The sequence below is a fragment of the Aeromonas sp. FDAARGOS 1407 genome (assembly GCF_019048725.1).
Classification (GTDB): domain Bacteria; phylum Pseudomonadota; class Gammaproteobacteria; order Enterobacterales; family Aeromonadaceae; genus Aeromonas; species Aeromonas enteropelogenes.
Map to the genome: position 1 here is coordinate 3,640,192 of NZ_CP077399.1, position 17,339 is coordinate 3,657,530.

A 17,339-nucleotide genomic window follows, 5' to 3' on the forward strand; every position below is an offset into this window, starting at 1 on the left:
CCGCCTCTTCATCCAGCCCCGCAACACGTCGGCTGCGTCCCTCATTTCATCATTGTCACAAAAATTGAGACAGTGATGACAATTTCGCCCTGATTATCTCACCAATTGGATTCGATAACATATATCCATCACACCTGAATAACTGGATTTTCCCATGCAATACCCCCTGTTTTCCCCTCCTTGCCTCTCGGTACTCATACTGGGAGGCCTGCTCGCCGGCTGCGGCACCGACACGGCCACCGAAGTGGTCAAGCCGCCGCGGCCGGTGAATGCCATGCAGCTCTCCGACAGCAAGAGCCTCTACAGCCTGAAGTTCAGCGGCGAGATCAAGTCGCACCAGAGTGCCAGCCTCGCATTTCGTGTGCCGGGCACCCTGGAGCAGATCCTGGTCAAGGAGGGAGACAGGGTCAGTGAAGGACAGGTGATTGCACGCCTCGATCCCCATGATTTCCGGGTTCAGCGAGATGCCATCAAGGCCCAGCTTGGCGAGGCGAAAGCCGCCTACAAGCTGGCGGTCGTCGAACTGAGCCGCACCCGTCAGGCCGTGCAGGACAGGGCCATGGCCAGCATCAACCTGGAGCGCGCCACCAGCGCCCAGAACCAGGCCAATGCCCGGGTCCAGATGCTGCAACAATCCCTCAAGCAAGCCGAAGACGCTCTCGCCTACAGCGAGTTGAAGGCGCCGTTTGACGGGATCATCGGCCAGCGCTTTATCGAGGAGCACGAGCAAACCTCGCCGGGCCAGCCTGTCTTCTCCCTGCACCAGCCGACCGAGCTCGATGCCGTGGTCGACGTGCCGGAGCAACAGATTGGCCAGTTGAGAAGCGGGATGCAGGCCAATGTAACCTGGTATCGCCAGGAGGCCAGCGTCAAGGCAGTCAGCACCGAGATCGCCAGCCTGCCGGATCCCCTCAAGCGCACCTACAAGGTGACTTTCAAACTGCTGGATAACTCGCCCGAGCTGGTGCCCGGCAAATCCATCAACGTCGAGCTGGCCCTGCCCGCCAGCGAGCGCATCTATTGCCTGCCCGCCACGGCTATCAAGAGCCTGGGTGGACAACCCCAGGTGGTGGCCATCAAGGCCGCGGCGGCCACCCACGTGCCCGTCACCATCGTCAGCCAGCGCCACGACACCCTTTGTGTGGAGGGTGAACTCAACGCAGGCGATCAGATCGTCACCGCCGGCAGCGCTCTGCTCAAAGAGGGTCAGGCCATCGCCGTCATCAACCAGGTGGATGGGCAGTCATGAATCTCTCATTGTTCGCCATCCGGCAAAAGACCTTCGTCATCTTCTTTGCCACCCTGTGCGCCATCGCGGGAGTCTACTCCTATTTCGATCTGGGCAAGCTGGAAGACCCCTCCTTCACGGTGAAGAGCGCCGTCGTCGTCACCCTCTACCCGGGCGCCACCGCCCAGGAGGTCGAACAGCTGGTCACCGACAAGATAGAGACCAAGATCCAGGAGATGGGATCGCTGTGGAAACTCAGATCCCTCTCCCGTCCCGGCAGCTCGATGATCTTCGTCGATCTGCAGGAGAAATATGGCACCGACCAGCTGCCCCAGCAGTGGGACTTGCTGCGCCGCAAGATCCAGGACGTCAAGCTGGAGCTGCCCGTCCAGGCCCAGGTCAGCATAGTGCAGGACGAGTTCTCCGAGGTGTATGGCATGCTGTTCGCCGTCTATGGCGATGACATTCCCATGCATCAGCTGAAAGATCAGGCCCGCGAACTGCAGCGCAGGATCAAGGCAGTGCCCGGAGTCAAGAAGGTGCAACTGCACGGGGTCAACGAGCAGGTGGTCAACATCGATGTCTCCGATGAGCGCCTGGCCGAGAGCCACATCTCCCTCGCTGAGCTTGTCACCCAGCTCAACAGCCAGAACGTCCCGGTGCAGACCGGCGACTATCACCTCGGCATCGAGAACCTGCGCGTCGCCCAGAGCGGCCAGTACCGTAACGTGGAGGATATCCGCAACCTGATGCTCACCACGGGGCAGCCCGGGGCTGGCACAGGCACCTTGCGCCTGGGGGACGTGGCCGATGTCTATCTCTCCTACCAGAGCCCGGCCCTGACCGAGAGTCGCTACAACGGCCAGCAGGCCATCACCCTCGCCGTCAGCCCCCAGGACGGGATCAACGTGGTCAGCATCGGCGACGAACTGACCCGGGTATTGCAGCAATTCGAGGCCGAGCAGCCCCTTGGCACCGGGGTTGGCGTCATCGCCTACCAACCCACCGAGGTGATGAAGTCCATCAACAACTTCGTGCTCAACCTGATCGAGAGCATCGTCATCGTGGTGGTGGTGCTGCTGGTCTTCATGGGCTGGCGCAGCGCCACCATCGTCGGGGCCAGCCTGCTGCTGACCATATTGTTCACCCTGGTCTATATGAACCTCACCGGGGTCGATCTGCAGCGCGTCTCTCTCGGCTCCTTTATCCTGGCGCTCGGGATGCTGGTCGACAATGCCATCGTCATCGTGGATCTGTTTGCCGCCAAGCTGCGCAAAGGGATAGAACGCACCACCGCCGTCAAGGAGTCGGTACAGGAGATGGCGTTGCCGCTCCTGGGGGCGACCGTGATCGCCTCCCTCGGTACCGCTCCCGTGCTGCTCTCCCAGACCGACTCGGCGGAATTCTCCCTCTCCATCGTCCAGGTGTTGTGCAGCTCCCTGCTGCTCTCCTGGGTAGTCGCCATGGTAGTCACCCCGTTGATGTGCTGGGCCTTCATCAAGGCGTCTGACCAGGATGAGAGCAGCGCGCCCAAGAGCAAGGCGGCCCGCCTGTATCACCAGGCTGTCAACTGGACGGTGGAGAACCCCAAGAGCGCCCTTGCCCTGGTGTTGCCCCTGCTGCTGCTCACCGTGCTGAGCGCGCCCCTGCTCAAGGTCAACTTCATGCCGAGCTCGGATCGCAGCATCGTCTTCCTCGACTACTGGCTGCCGAGCGGCGGTCGCATCGACAACGTCTCCCAGGATATGAAGGTGATCGAGGAGTGGCTGTTGCAGCAACCCGAAGTGGCAAGCATCTCCAGCTACATGGGCGAAAGCGCCCCCCGTTTCTCGGTGACCATAGAGCCGGAGCCGCTGGATCAGAGCTACGGCCAGATCCTGATCAACACCAAACAGTTTGACGACATAGCACCGCTGGTCGCCCGGGGCGATGCCTGGCTCGCAAGCCGCTTCCCCTATGCCGAACCCAGATTCCGCCCGCTCAAGCTGGCCACCAAGGACAAGTTCAGCATCGAGACCCGCTTTGAAGGGCCGGATCCCAAGGTGCTCAAACAACTCTCGGCACAGGCGCAAGCCATCCTGCAGGCCCATCCCGACACCAAGTACATCCGTGATGACTGGCGTCAGGAGAGCAAGGTGATGACTCCCATCATCAACCAGGCGGCCGCTCGCCAGGCGGGCGTCACCCGAACCGATATCGCCCTGGCCATCAGCCGTGCCACCGAAGGAGTACAGATAGGCACCCTGCGCCATCAGGACGACATGATCCCCATCAAGCTGCGCAGCGCCAACGGTTCCCTGGAAAACCTGGAGAGCCTGCCGGTGCGATCCGTCCTCGGCCAGCACAGCGTGCCGCTTGGCCAGGTCATCGACGGCATCGAGATCACCGGGGAAGAGAGCATGATCTGGCGCCGCAACCGGCTCCCGGCCATCACGGTGCAGGCCGACGTGAAGGGGGGAACTACCGCCTCCGAGGTACGCAAGGAACTAGCCCCCCAGCTGGAAGCCATCAAACTGCCCGCCGGTTATGAGATGCACTGGGGCGGCGAGTATTACGACGAGAAGCGCTCCATCGACGATCTGATGGAGCAGAACCCCAAGGCGGCGGTGATGATGCTCATCATACTGGTGGCCCTGTTCAACGCTTATCGTCAGCCCATCATCATCTTTACCACGCTGCCGCTGGCATCGATTGGCATCATCTGGGCCTTGTTGCTCACTGACAAGCCATTCGGCTTCATGGCCATCGTCGGCATGATCTGCCTCTCGGGCATGATCATCAAAAACGGCATAGTGCTGCTCGATCAGATTGAGCTGGAACGGCGCAGTGGCCGCACCATCGCCGAGGCGGTCAAGGAGGCAACCCTCAACCGCACCATGGCGATCTCCATGGCGGCACTGACCACGGTGCTCGGCATGGTGCCGCTGTTGACCGACAGCCTGTTCGATCAGATGGCGGCCACCATCATCGGCGGTCTGGTCGCGGCCTCCGCGCTCTCGCTGTTCATCATGCCTGCGCTCTACATGCTCTTCTTCCGGGCGGAGCAACAAGCTGAAGCCACAGCCCATAAACAGATTACCGAAGAGGAAAACCGCCATGAATAAGCGCAGCATGGGCGCGATTGCGACCCTGATCATGCTGGGGGGCTGCGCCATGGCCCCCGATTACCAGCCCCCCGAGAGCCGCCTCAACAGCGTCTATCTCAATCAGGGAGCTCAGGGCACCACAACAGAGGGTGAACCCGGCCACACCTGGTGGGCCCAGTTCCACGACCCCCAACTCAACGATCTGGTGGCGAGGGCGCAGCGCCAGAACATCACATTGAAGATCGCAAGCCAGCGCATTCAGGCGGCCCAGGCCTACCAGCGCACCGTGGCGTCGTTCAAGGTACCAACCCTGACCCTGGGAGCCGGCTATGCCGACATCCGCCTGAGCGAAAACGAAGCGCTGATGGGACAGGCGGTGAGTGGCATCGCTCTGCCCCCGGCGCTCGGGGGAGGCACGGCCAAGCTGATGGACCGCGATCCCACCGAGACGTTTGTCGGGATCAATGCCGCCTGGGAGCTGGACCTGTTCGGTCGCATCGACAGCCTGAGCCAGGCCGCCGCCATTCGCGCCGAGCAGGCCGAGATCATGCGCCAGGGGCTCAACACCGCCATGACAGCCGATGTGATCAGCAACTACCTGCAATATCGCGGCGCCGAGGAGCGCATCGCCATCGCCACCAAGAACCTGCGCGAGCAAGAGGAGACGCTGGCCATGGTCGAATCATTGCAGCGCACCGGTTACGGCTCGGAACTCGATGTGGCCAATGCCCGCGCCGGCCTTGCCACCGCCAAGGCAAGCATTCCCATGCTGGAGACGGCCAGGAGCGTTCACCTAAGCCGGCTCGCCGTGCTACTGGGGGAGCCCGTCAGCCAGACCAAGGCCCGTTTCACACCTGCCCCTCTGCCGAGCATGAAGGCGCTGGTGCCGACCGGTTTGCCCGCGTCGCTCTTGACCCGTCGACCCGACATCGCCATCGCCGAGCGGGCCATTGCCGCCAAGAATCAGGAAGTGGGCGCGGCCATCGCCGACCGCTATCCCAAGGTGTTCCTGACCGGAGCCCCCGGTCTGGTCTCCGGCGAGACAGGCTCCCTGTTCGAATCGGGCTCGACCACCTGGGCCCTTGGCGCCGGTGTGTCGTGGAACCTGTTCGACGGCGGCCGCGGCGAGGCCATGGTCAAAATCCAGGAGGCGGGGCTGAAAGAGGCGGCGCTGGCCTACCAGAACCAGGTCAACAGCGCTTTCAACGAGGTGGAAACCACCTTAATCGCCTACGGCAACAGCCTGCAATACAGCCAGCATCTGGGCGAAGCGAACCAACAGGCGCAAACCGCCCTCACCAAGGCCAAGGCCCTCTATCGGGCCGGTCTGGTCAACCACCTCTCGGTGCTGGACGCCGAGCGCCAGCAAAACAGCGTGCAGGATGCCGAAATCGTGGCGCGGCTTAACAGCGCCACCAGCGTGGTCCTGCTGCACAAGGCCCTGGGGGGAGACTGGGAAATCCCCCAACCTGCCCCGAGCCAGGGATAAAAGCACCTCACAAAAACGACATCACCGGCCCATGGCCGGTGATGTCGTTTTCACTCCTTGCAATTGACCCGCGCTCAGGCCCGCTTCTCCTCGAGCCAGGCCCCCTGGCTCTGCATCTCGAACAGCTGGGCATAGTGCCCCCCGAGCGCCATCAGCTCGCCATGGGTGCCCCGTTCGCTCACCTGACCACGAGAGAGCAGCAGGATCTCGTCCGCATCGACGATGGTGGAGAGGCGGTGGGCGATGGCGATGGTGGTGCGGCCACGGCGCGCCGCCGAAAGCGCCTGGGAAAGCGCCAGCTCGGTCTGGGAGTCTACGCTGGCGGTCGCCTCGTCCAGGATGAGGATGCGCGGATCCCCCACCAGGGAACGGGCAAACGAAAGCAGCTGGCGCTGACCGGCGGAGAGGTTCTTGCCCCCCTCCTCCATCAGGGTCTCAAGCCCTGCTGGCAGACGCTTGACAAAATCGGCGAGCTGCACGTCGCGCAGCGCCTGCCAGAGCCGCCCATCCTCGATGCCGTCACGCCCCAGACGCAGGTTTTCTGCCAGAGTCCCAACGAAGATAAAGGGATCCTGCTGCACCAGCCCTATGCTGCGACGCACCGCCGAGAGCGACAAGCTCTCCATGGGGTGATCATCGAAGCGAATGGTGCCCTGATCCAGCGGATAGAAGCCCATCAGCAGGCTGATGATGGTGGACTTGCCGCTGCCGGTGTGACCCACCAGCGCCAGCATCTGGCCGGGACGAGCGGCAAAGCTCACCTCATGCAGCACCTGCTGCTCACCGTCGTAGGAGAAGCTCACTCGTTCGAAACTGACCCGTCCCTGCAGGGGCACCGCGTCCCCCGCCGTGCTCTCACGAGTTTCGTCGAGCAGGGCAAAAACCCGCTCCCCGGCCACCATAGCCTGTTGCAATTGGTTGAGCTGGTTAGTCATCTCGATGAGGGGCTCGATCATCCGCCCCAGATAGCTGATAAAGGCGTAGAGCACCCCCACCTGGATGGCGCCCCCCGCGCTCAACCCTTCATGAGCAAACAGCGCCAGCAGCCCGATCAGCACCATCATGTAGAAGAGATCGATGAGGGGGCGCAACAGGATGCCGTTGATCTTCAGGCTCTTGAGCCTGGCGGCCCAGTGCTCCTGGTTGACCCCGGCAAAGACATTGGCGAAGTGCTGTTCCTGTACCATGGCCTGAATGACCGGCATCCCTTGCAAGGATTCGTTGAGGCGGCTGTTGATATCGGAGAGCAGGCTGCGAGTCGCCCGCACCACGGGCACGCTCAAGCGTTGATAGAGCCACATCACCCCGGCCACCGCCGGCAGCAACATGGCGCACACCAGCATCAGGCGCAGATCCAGCAGCGCCATCGAGATGAGGATGCCGCACAGGAGCACCACCTTCTGCACCAAGAGACCAATCACCTGTACATAGAGGTTCATGATCGCTTCGGTGTCGTTGGTGATGCGGGAGATAAGCGAGCCGGAGCGATGCTTGTCAAAGTAGCTGGCAGGCAGACGGATGGCGGTGGCGAATACCTGCTCACGAAGAGTCTGTACCACCGCCTGGGCGATGCGGTTGAAGCGCAGGGATTGCAGATAAAAACCAGCAGCCGACACCACCTGCAGGCCGAGGTAGCCCGCAGCGATGGCGGCGATCATGCCCCACTCCAACCGGCGCGGCGCCAGATAGTCGTCGATAAAGAGCTTGATAAGCAGAGGGCCAGCCACCTCGGCACCGGTGGCCAGCAGCAAGCAAATACCGGCCTGAGTCAGCCAGGCTGGATAACGGGCGCAATAAGCCAGCAGGCGTTTAATCGTTGGATTCACAAACACTCCCCACTGCGTGTTTCAGGGGCGCAAGACGGGCGCAACAAGTCATTCATTAGCCGTTCAATAGCCGGGTTCACAGGCTCTCCTCCACGTCTTGTTCGAGGCGCTGGTAACGGACCATATCCGCATACCAGCCATTGTGGGCCATCAGGGTACCGTGGCGGCCCCGCTCGCTGACATGGCCCTGATCCAGCACCAGGACCTCGTCGGCCTGCTCCACCGCCGTCATCCGGTGGCTGACCAGGATCAGAGTGCGGCGATGAGCCTTGAGGGCGTGCAGGATCTGCTGTTCGGTATGGGCATCCACCGCAGACAAGGCATCATCCAGCACCAGAATGGGCGCCTCCAGCAGCAGGGCCCGGGCAATGGCGAGCCGCTGCTTCTGACCGCCGGAGAGGGTCACCCCCTTCTCCCCCACCTCGGTTTCGTATCCCTTGGGGAAGCGGACGATGTCATCGTGAACACAGGCGATACGGGCCACCCGCTCTATCTCCTCCTGGCTGGCGTCCGGCCTGCCGAGGGCAATGTTGGCGGCGATGGTGGTGGAAAACAGAAATGGCTCCTGCGGCACATAGGCAAACTGGCGGCGCAGCTCGCCAAGCGCCAGCCGCTCGATAGGCACGCTCCCCATAGTGAGCTGCCCGGCGCTCGGGTTGGCCAGGCGCATCAAGAGCTTGAGCAGCGAGCTCTTGCCCGCGCCGGTGCGCCCCACCACGCCGAGCATGCCGCCCCGCTGCAAGGTAAAATCGATATCCTGCAACAGGTCGCGCTGCTCCAGCCGGTAGCCCACCCCGCATGCACTGAGCGGAAACGCACTGGTTAGCGCCTGTGGCTGCGCTGGGTCCTCGATGTCGCTGCGCTCGGCAAGCAGACTCTCGATACGCGAATAGGCGGCGCTGCCCCGCTCTATGATGTTGAACAGCCAGGCGATGGCAAACATGGGCCAGATCAGCTGGCCAAGATACATGGTGAAGCTGGTGAGCTCCCCCAGGGTCAGTTCATCGCGAAGCACCAGGGCGCTGCCCCCCGCCACCGCGAGGAAGTAGGAGCAGCCGATACACAGATAGATGACGGGATCGAATTTGGCATCGATGCGTGCCACCGCCATGTTGCGCTCCCCCGCCTGACGGGTCAGCTCGGCAAACCCCTGATCCTCCAGGGATTCCACCGCATAGGATTTGAGCACCCGGACACCCGAGAGGGCCTCCTGGGTCTTGTTGTTGAGTCGGGAGAAGGCCCCCTGCGCCGCCTTGAACTCCTTGTAGATCTGCTTGCCAAAACGGTTCATGAAAAACGCCATCACAGGCAGCGGCAACAAGGAGAGCAGGGTCAACTGCCAGGAGTACTGGCTGCACATGATGGAGAGCACCAGGATGCCGACGATCATGGAGTCCACCAGGGTCAGCACCCCCTCTCCGGCGGTCATCTCCACCGCCTGGATGTCGTTGGTGGCGTGGGCCATCAGATCACCGGTACGGTGACGCTGGTAAAAATCGGGGCTCATGCGGGTGAAGTGGCCAAACAGGCGATTGCGCAGCACATAGGCCAGCCGGTAGGAGGCACCAAACAACATCACCCGCCACACGTAACGAAGCAGATAGATGAGCAACCCAAGGCCAAACAGTCCGGCCAGGTAACGCAACAGGGTGTCATTATCCAGCCCCCCCTTGGCGATACCATCCACGACCCAACCCACCACCTTGGGGGGGATCACCGTCAGTATGGCGACCATCATCAGCAGGGTGATGGCGATCAGATACCGCCGCCACTGCTCCTTGAAAAACCAGCCCAATCGTAGAAATACGCTCACACCACCGACCTTTGGCGTCCACCAGCCCGCCCGTCTGGGCAGTGATGGGGATGCCTCGAAATAGGAAGAAAGGAAACAGTCGCCTCCGGCTGGAGGCGACTCGAATGAAGGCTAATCATATCCCGAACCGGAAGGGTTGAGAATAATTACTATTTGATCCCCTGAGACATGCGATCATCTGCCAGGGAATAGGCACCATACGAATTTTCATGCTGTTCGCCCGTGAGCAGAAAGTGGGATACCTCTTCCCGCGTCTGGCTAAAGACAGCTTGCAACTGCTCCAGATCCACATCCTCCAGCACTTCGTTTTGCCGCAGCCGCCACTCCAGCTCTCCTGCCACCATCTGCAAGCGAGAGGCCGAAATATTGGCAGAGACTCCCTTGAGTGTGTGCAGCAACTTGCTGGCGATCTCGGGCTGCTGGCGACGCAGGGCGGAGCGGATCTCCCACAGGTCGTCCTTGTGTTCCGACATGAACAGCTTGAACAGGATCTGCAACGCCTCCTTGTCCTGATCCAGTCGCTTGAGCGCGTCCTGCAGATCGAGGATCCCCATCATGTCCGGCGGTTTGACCTCGAGCAGGCCACTCTGCTCGCTCCCCTGGCGTTTCACCCATTGCAGCAGGTTGTTGTAAAGATCCAGCTTGCTCACCGGCTTGGTCACATAACCATTCATCCCGACCCCGAGACAACGCTCCTTGTCACCGGGCATGGCACTGGCGGTCAGGGCTATGATGGGGACGTCATGCTTGTCGACCATCTTGCGGATCTGACGGGTCGCATCCAGTCCGTCGAGCACCGGCATCTGCAAATCCATCAAGATGACGTCAAAAGGTTGCTCGGAGACACGTTCCACCGCTTCCCGACCATTGTTGACCACGGTCACCACAGCCTCGACCCGGCGCAAATATTCGATGATGAGTTGCTGGTTGACCCTGTTGTCCTCGGCCAGCAAGACACGGGTCCCCTGCAGCAGGGATTTGAAGTACTGCTGTTCCCCCTGCGCCTCGGCCTGACGGATATGGTGGTCGTAGGCACTGCCGTTGAGCAGCTCATCCACCTTGGCCAGCAAGGCATTTTCGGTCATCGGCTTGGCCAGGAAGTGGGTCAGCCCCAGCCCCTCCATTCGGGCATGCAGTCCCTCCCTGGCCCAGGCACTGATCATCAGGATGGGAATCTGACGCCACTGGGGATGCTGGGACATCTCAAGCGCCAGATCCAGACCATCCTCCTGCCCCATGCGCCAGTCGAGGATGGCGAGTCGCAGACTCGGTCCCTCTTCGCGCAGCACCTGGCGGGCACGGGAAAGGGTGTTGACCGCCAGTACGCGCATGCCGGCACGGCTCAGAATATCCCTGGCCAGTTCCAGCACCAGCTCGTTGTCATCCATCACCATCACCAGCGGCTGGTTCTCGAAGAAGACTCTGTGGCCGGCGACACCGTACATGGCCTGGGCCATGGGGATCTCGAACTGGAACAGGGAACCCACGCCCGGTTTGCTCTGCACGGTGATCCGCCCCCCCATCAGCTCGACCAGGCGCTGGGAGATATTCAGACCCAGTCCCGAGCCACCATATTTGCGGGTATTGCCCGCCTCCAGCTGGGTAAAGGCCTGGAACAACTGGCCCTGTTTCTCTTCGGCGATACCGATCCCGGTATCCCGCACACTGAAACGGATCCGCATCGGATGCAGGTTGGCCAGTTCGATGGAGACTTCGACCTCGCCACGTTCGGTAAACTTGATGGCGTTGTTGACCAGATTGACCAGCACCTGGCCCAGACGCAGGGGATCGCCACGCAAGAAGAGCGGGACCTCGGGAGATTTGCGAATGATCACCTCGATATGCTTGCGTTCGGCCAGATCGGCAAACATGCCCGCCAGCGAGTCGAGCTGCTCGCTCAGGTCGAAATCGATCTCCTCCAGCGTCAGCTTGCCGGACTCCACCTTGGTCAGATCGAGGATATCGTTGATAAGGAGCAGCAGGGTATCGGAGGAGGATTTTATCTTGCCGAGGTAATCCCGCTGCTGCTGATCCAGCTCGGTCTGCAATGCCAGCGAACTGAAGCCGATAATGGCATTCATGGGGGTGCGGATCTCATGGCTCATGTTGGCCAGAAAATCGCTCTTGGCCTGCGCCAGCAACCCGGTCTGGCGTGATAGCTCGCTCAGCTTCTGGTTGCGGCGCCACAAGGTTGCGGCCACCAGTCCGAAGCAGATGAGCGCCCCCAACAGCACCATCAAATAAAAGTGGCTCATCAGCGCAGAGGCCCGCTCCAGCTTGCCCTGTTTCCAGCGCACCAGGCTGTCGCTCACATGCATGTCGATCAACTGGTAACGCAGAGAGTGATAGCCCACCACCTGACGGGCCATCTCTTCACTGAGTTCGAGCAGATTCATGACCCAGGGGCGGTTGTGATAGCGGGAGGCGAGCTGCTGCTGCAAAGCGAGCAGCTGTTGCTGCTCGTTCTGATCCCAGCTGTGTTGCAGATAACCGTTCAATTGCGCAAGCTCATGCACATCCCGCTGCAATAGGCTGTCGGTCGCACCTAGCTCACGCACTTTTTGCAACTGGCGTTCAAATGGCTGCGTCATGTACCTGATGGACATCTCCATGGCATGCAATCGGGCCAGTTGCATCAGATAGGAGTCCATATCCTGCAACAGCGCCTTGGCGAGGTGGGCGTGGGTCTTGTCCGGATCACTGCGCACCTTGCGCGCGAACCCATCAAGGGTAAAAGAGAGCTGACCAAGCCGCTGCTGAACACTTTCATCGTTGGCCTTTTCCCGCCCCAGCAGATAGACGGTATCCGAATTGATACGGTTGAGTACCACCTCGGCCGCCGTATTCAGCTCCTGAGCCTGCTGCTGCCAGCTGAGCAACTGCCAGCAGTAGCCGGAAAAGGCGAGCAACAAGGCAACAATCAGCCCCAGCACAACACGGTTCTTCCGTGATCCTTTATTCATCCCGTCTCTCATTTCAAGGTCGCAGATACGGCCGTTGTCACTTTTATCCCGAAGTGAATGATCCACACCGGCCAGTCACCATGTTACCGTTATATGTCCCTGAACTGGTGACAATATTTCGCGCAGCATCGAGCACACCGGAGCTTATTATGTCATTTATCACTACTTATTGTAGTCACTGCTTTAAACGAAACCGCCTGCCCCAAGACCGGCTCAGCCTGTCTGCCAACTGTGGTCACTGCAAGTCTCCCCTGTTCAGCCAGACCCCCTGCATCGGACAAGAGGCGCAGTTTGATACCCTGATCCAGTCCGATATCCCGGTGGTTGTCGATTTTTGGGCCAGTTGGTGCGGCCCCTGCCAACAATTTGCCCCCGTCTTCCACGATGTGGCGCACGAATTTGAACCGGGTTTGCGGTTCGTCAAGGTGGATACCGAACAACAGGCTGCCCTGGCCGCACGCTACGCCATTCGCAGCATTCCCACCCTGATGGTATTCAGGCAAGGAAAGGTCCTGGCCCAGATCAATGGCTCATTGCCAAAAAGCATGTTCAAACAGTGGCAGGAACAGTTTCAAGATGTTTAATTAATGTTGCGATATGGTTTTTTGTTTGTTTTAAACTTTGTTTTCATGTCCGTAATTTGTGAATAGAGGCAGATTTCCAGCACACCACACTGTTTCAAACAGGTGAATGAATGTAATCTCGGCAACACAACAACAACCATAAATTAACCGAGAGAATGCTATGCACACATCTGCTGTACCCTCAGTGCCATCACGCTGGCTGGACATCAAATCAGGGATCGTGATCCTGGATGTCCTGCTGCTTTGTGCCATGCTGGCTTGGCTTCCGTTTGACCCCATGGTCAACAAGGGCCTCGCCATCCTGATCTTCATCGCCATCCTCTGGCTGACCGAAGCGGTGAATATCACCATCACGGCCTTGTCCATTCCTGTACTCGCCACCCTGCTCGGGGTGTTTGACATGAGCAAGTCCCTGACGGACTTCGCCAACCCCGTCCTGTTCCTCTTCTTCGGGGGCTTTGCCCTGGCAGCCGCCCTCTCCAAACAGGGGCTGGACACCCAGATCGCCGCCAAGGTGATGCAGCTCGCCAAGGGACATCTGGGCTGGGCCTCCATGGTACTCTTCACCATCACGGCGGCCCTCTCCATGTGGATCAGCAACACAGCCACCGCCGCCATGATGATGCCGCTGGCCCTCGGTATGCTAAAAGGCCTCGACATTCACAAGGATCGCCGCACCCTGGTCTTCGTCCTGCTGGGCGTCGCCTACAGCGCCAGCATCGGCGGGATCGGCACCCTGGTCGGCAGCCCCCCCAATGCCATCGCTGCAGCCCAGATGGGTCTTGGCTTTACCGACTGGATGAGATTCGGCATCCCCGTAGTCATCATCTTCATGCCGGTGGGTATCGGCCTGCTCTATCTGGTGACGCGCCCCAATCTCTCCCATCAGGTCAGCACCGAACAGGTGACCATCCAGTGGACCGGCCAGCGCAAGGTGACCCTGTGCATCTTCCTGACCACAGTCCTGCTGTGGATTGGCTCACAACCCATCGCCAAGGCGTTGGGAGGCATTCCCCAGTTCGACACCCTGATCGCCATGGGCGCCATCCTGGCTATTGCCATCAGCCGGGTGGCCAGCTGGGATGACATCAACCAGAATACCGACTGGGGCGTACTGATGCTGTTCGGTGGTGGCCTGACCCTGAGCGCCATCCTGAAGCAGACCGGCGCCAACGCCTTCCTGGCGGAGCACCTCTCCAACGGTCTCGCCGCCATGCCGATCTTCGTCATCCTGCTGTGCCTGACCGCCTTCGTGGTGTTCCTGACCGAGCTGGTGTCCAACACTGCCACCGCCGCCCTGCTGGTGCCCCTGTTTGCCGGCGTTGCGGAAGCGTTGGGGGTGTCGCCCATCGTCGTCTCCGTGCTGATCGCCGTCGGTGCCTCTTGTGCCTTCATGTTGCCTGTCGCCACGCCGCCCAACGCCATCGTATTTGCCAGCGGCCACATCCAGCAGCGTGAAATGATGCGAGCAGGCCTGGTGCTGAACCTGGTCTTCACTGTCATCCTGACTATGCTTGCCTACTTCATGGGCGACATACTCCATTGAGTTAACCCATGTATGCCAAGGCCCCTGACGGGGCCTTTTTTATTGCCTCTCTTGCCTACCGACGCTCCTGGAGTGCGCACCTTTTTCTCCCGTTCTCAGCCCCGTCATCGGACGTCACTCGCACTCAAATACCAGAACCTCACGCTGGAGGTGACAGTTGGGCAGTTGGCCTTTCTCCCGCGTTCACACCAACCAAAGTCGCCCACGCCCAATAAAAAACCCCCGCATGGCGGGGGTTTGGGTTTGCTTTCTTGTCAGCCGATGCTGCAGGGCTTCAGGTTCCAGATCCGATCCACATAGTCCTGGATGGAACGGTCGGAGTTGAACTTGCCCATGGTAGCCGAGTTGATGATCGCCTTCTTCGCCCACAGCGCCGGATCCCGATACCAGGTATCGATGAGCTTGTGCGCTTCCGAATAGGAGGCGAAATCTGCCAGAGTCAGGTAGGGATCGCCCCCTTCCAGCAGGGAACGCTTGATGGAGGAGAGTTCCCCCGGGCGACCCGGCGTGAAGTAGTCGGTATCGAACCAGTCCAGCACGGCTTTGAGCTCGGAGTTGGCATAGTAGAAGTCATAGGGGTTGTAACCGTGCCCCTTCAGGGACTTCACCTCGTCCACGTTCAAACCGAAGATGGCGCAGTTTTCGGCACCGGCCTCTTCGGCGATCTCGATGTTGGCCCCGTCCAGGGTGCCGATGGTAATGGCGCCGTTCAGTGCCATCTTCATGTTGCCGGTACCGGATGCCTCGTAACCTGCGGTGGAGATCTGCTCGGAAACGTCGGCCGCCGGGATCAGCTTCTCGGCCAGGCTCACGCGGTAGTTCGGCATGAACACCACCTTAAGCTTGCCCTGAATACGCACGTCATTGTTGACCCGCTCCGCCAACTTGTTGATGGCATAGATGATGTCTTTGGCCAGCTTGTAGCCGGGCGCCGCCTTGGAGCCGAAGATGAACACCCGCGGGTGCATGTCGTAGTCCGGGTTCGCCAGCAGGCGACGGTAGAGCGCCATGATGTGGATAAGGTTCAGCTGCTGGCGCTTGTATTCGTGCAGACGCTTGATCTGGACGTCGAAGATCGCCTCGGCACTGACGTCGATGCCGGTTTCGGCCTTGATGACCTTGACCAGCTTCTCCTTGTTGTGACGCTTGATGGTCATGAACTGCTGCTGGAAGGCCTTGTCGTCGGCAAACTTGGTGACGCTGCGCAGTTTGTCGAGCTGCAGCGGCCACTCTTTACCCACCACCTCGTTGTAGAGCTCGGCCAGTTCCGGGTTGCAGGCCAGCAGCCAGCGACGGGGGGTCACGCCGTTGGTGACGTTGCACATCTTCTCCGGCCACAGCTCGGCATATTCGGGGAAGAGATCTTCCTTCACCAGTTTGGAGTGGATCTCGGCCACGCCGTTCACCTTGGAGGAGCCGATGACGCACAGGTTGCCCATGCGCACCTTGCGCACACTCCCCTCTTCAATGATGGAAAGCTTGGCCTTGATGGCATCGTTGCCCGGCCACTTGGGCTCGACCAGATCATTCAGGAAGCGGGCGTTGATTTCATAGATGATCTCCAGATGGCGCGGCAGCACCTTCTCGAACAGGCTGACAGACCACTTCTCCAGCGCCTCCGGCAGCAGAGTGTGGTTGGTGTAGGAGAAGACCTGATAACTGATATCCCAGGCGGCATTCCAGTCCATCCCCTCTTCATCTACCAGCACCCGCATCAGCTCGGGGATCGCCACGGTGGGGTGGGTATCGTTGAGCTGAATGGCAATCTGGGTGGCAAAATTGCCAAAGTCGCTGCCGTGCACCCGCTTGTAGCGGCGCAGGATGTCCTTGATGGAACAGGCGCAGAAGAAGTACTGCTGGATCAGACGCAGCTCCTTGCCTGCATCCGTATCATCGTTCGGATAGAGCACCTTGGAGATGGTCTCGGCCTGGGCTTTCTCGGCCTGGGAGTCGATGTAACCACCGGCGTTGAACACGTCCCAGTCGAAGAACTCGGAAGCACGGGATTCCCACAAACGCAGGATGTTGACGGTGTGGCCGCCGAAGCCAACCACCGGGATATCCCAGGGCACCCCTTTGATCTTGCGACCGGCGTGCCACACCTTCTTCAGGCCGCCCTTGTCACCAAACACGGTTTCCACGTAGCCGTAGAGCGGGATCTCCTGCACCGATTCCGGGCGGCAGATCTCCCAGGGGTTGCCATATTCACGCCAGGAGTCCGGACGCTCAATCTGGCGACCATCCTGAATTTCCTGACGAAACAGGCCGTGCTCGTAGTGAATGCCGTAGCCAACGGCCGGATAGTTGAGGGTCGCCAGCGAATCGATGAAGCAGGCAGCCAGTCGACCCAGGCCGCCATTGCCAAGGGCCATATCCGGCTCTTGCTCGCAGAGATCGGTCAGTTCCAGACCCAGCTCGCCAAGCGCTTCTTCGCAGATCTTGTACAGGGAGAGGTTATGCAGGTTGTTGGAGGTCAAACGCCCCATCAGGAATTCAGCAGAGAGATAGTGAATCGCACGAGTGTCTTTCTTGAAGTGAGTCTGCTGAGTGCGGGTCAGGCGCTCGTACACCTGTTCGTTGACGGCCGCAGCGGTGGCTTTCCACCACGCTTCGGGAGAAGCTTTCTGTTCGCTTGTACCCAAGGTAGAACGCAGGTGACGCACGATACTCGCCTTGAGCTGATCTTTATCCAGTTGGAGATCCTGGTCTGTCTTCTTCTTGGTAGCCATAAACCATATTCCTTCGTTACAAATAAAATTGTTATCCCGGTTAACGGGTCCGGCGCTGTTGTTATCTCAAATATT

At 60.2% G+C, this 17,339-nt stretch carries 9 protein-coding genes; 5 read left to right on the top strand and 4 right to left on the bottom strand.

Translation table 11 applies throughout. From position 1 onward, the window contains the following. Positions 1-154 precede the first annotated feature (154 nt). From I6L37_RS17130 to I6L37_RS17140, 3 genes are read left to right on the top strand one after another with little or no spacing between them, the layout of a single operon-like run. Entirely contained in the window at positions 155-1,249 is a 1,095-nt protein-coding gene (locus I6L37_RS17130) for an efflux RND transporter periplasmic adaptor subunit (RefSeq protein ID WP_216992483.1), read from the top strand. After that, entirely contained in the window at positions 1,246-4,332 is a 3,087-nt protein-coding gene (locus I6L37_RS17135) for an efflux RND transporter permease subunit (protein ID WP_216992484.1), read from the top strand. The genes I6L37_RS17130 and I6L37_RS17135 overlap by 4 nt, the downstream gene beginning before the upstream one ends. Beyond that, complete coding sequence (locus tag I6L37_RS17140) at positions 4,325-5,803, top strand: efflux transporter outer membrane subunit (protein ID WP_216992485.1); 1,479 nt, start codon at positions 4,325-4,327, stop codon at positions 5,801-5,803. The genes I6L37_RS17135 and I6L37_RS17140 overlap by 8 nt, the downstream gene beginning before the upstream one ends. Before the next feature lie 74 nt (positions 5,804-5,877). Here I6L37_RS17140 and I6L37_RS17145 read toward each other — a convergent pair whose 3' ends face one another. The 3 genes from I6L37_RS17145 to I6L37_RS17155 form a co-directional block, all read right to left on the bottom strand. Further along, positions 5,878-7,629 (bottom strand): ABC transporter transmembrane domain-containing protein, encoded by a 1,752-nt coding sequence (locus tag I6L37_RS17145; RefSeq protein ID WP_216992486.1) that lies wholly within the window; start codon positions 7,627-7,629, stop codon positions 5,878-5,880. A 76-nt stretch (positions 7,630-7,705) separates the two neighbouring features. After that, positions 7,706-9,442 carry an ABC transporter transmembrane domain-containing protein gene (locus tag I6L37_RS17150; RefSeq protein WP_216992487.1) on the bottom strand — a complete coding sequence of 579 codons (1,737 nt, stop codon included), beginning with the start codon at positions 9,440-9,442 and terminating at the stop codon, positions 7,706-7,708. A gap of 149 nt (positions 9,443-9,591) precedes the next feature. Beyond that, positions 9,592-12,405, bottom strand: a complete 2,814-nt coding sequence (locus tag I6L37_RS17155) for a response regulator (protein WP_216992488.1) — start codon at positions 12,403-12,405, stop codon at positions 9,592-9,594. A 149-nt stretch (positions 12,406-12,554) separates the two neighbouring features. Here I6L37_RS17155 and trxC point away from each other — a divergent pair, with 149 nt between their 5' ends. Both trxC and I6L37_RS17165 read left to right on the top strand, forming a co-directional pair. Continuing rightward, complete coding sequence (trxC, locus tag I6L37_RS17160) at positions 12,555-12,989, top strand: thioredoxin TrxC (RefSeq protein WP_216992489.1); 435 nt, start codon at positions 12,555-12,557, stop codon at positions 12,987-12,989. A gap of 160 nt (positions 12,990-13,149) precedes the next feature. Further along, the gene (locus I6L37_RS17165; protein WP_042028921.1) at positions 13,150-14,535 is read left to right on the top strand and encodes a DASS family sodium-coupled anion symporter; all 1,386 of its coding nucleotides are present in this window, start codon (positions 13,150-13,152) and stop codon (positions 14,533-14,535) included. 254 nt (positions 14,536-14,789) lie between these two features. Here I6L37_RS17165 and I6L37_RS17170 read toward each other — a convergent pair whose 3' ends face one another. Continuing rightward, the gene (locus I6L37_RS17170) at positions 14,790-17,264 is read right to left on the bottom strand and encodes a glycogen/starch/alpha-glucan phosphorylase (protein ID WP_216992490.1); all 2,475 of its coding nucleotides are present in this window, start codon (positions 17,262-17,264) and stop codon (positions 14,790-14,792) included. Between the last annotated feature and the right edge of the window lie 75 nt (positions 17,265-17,339).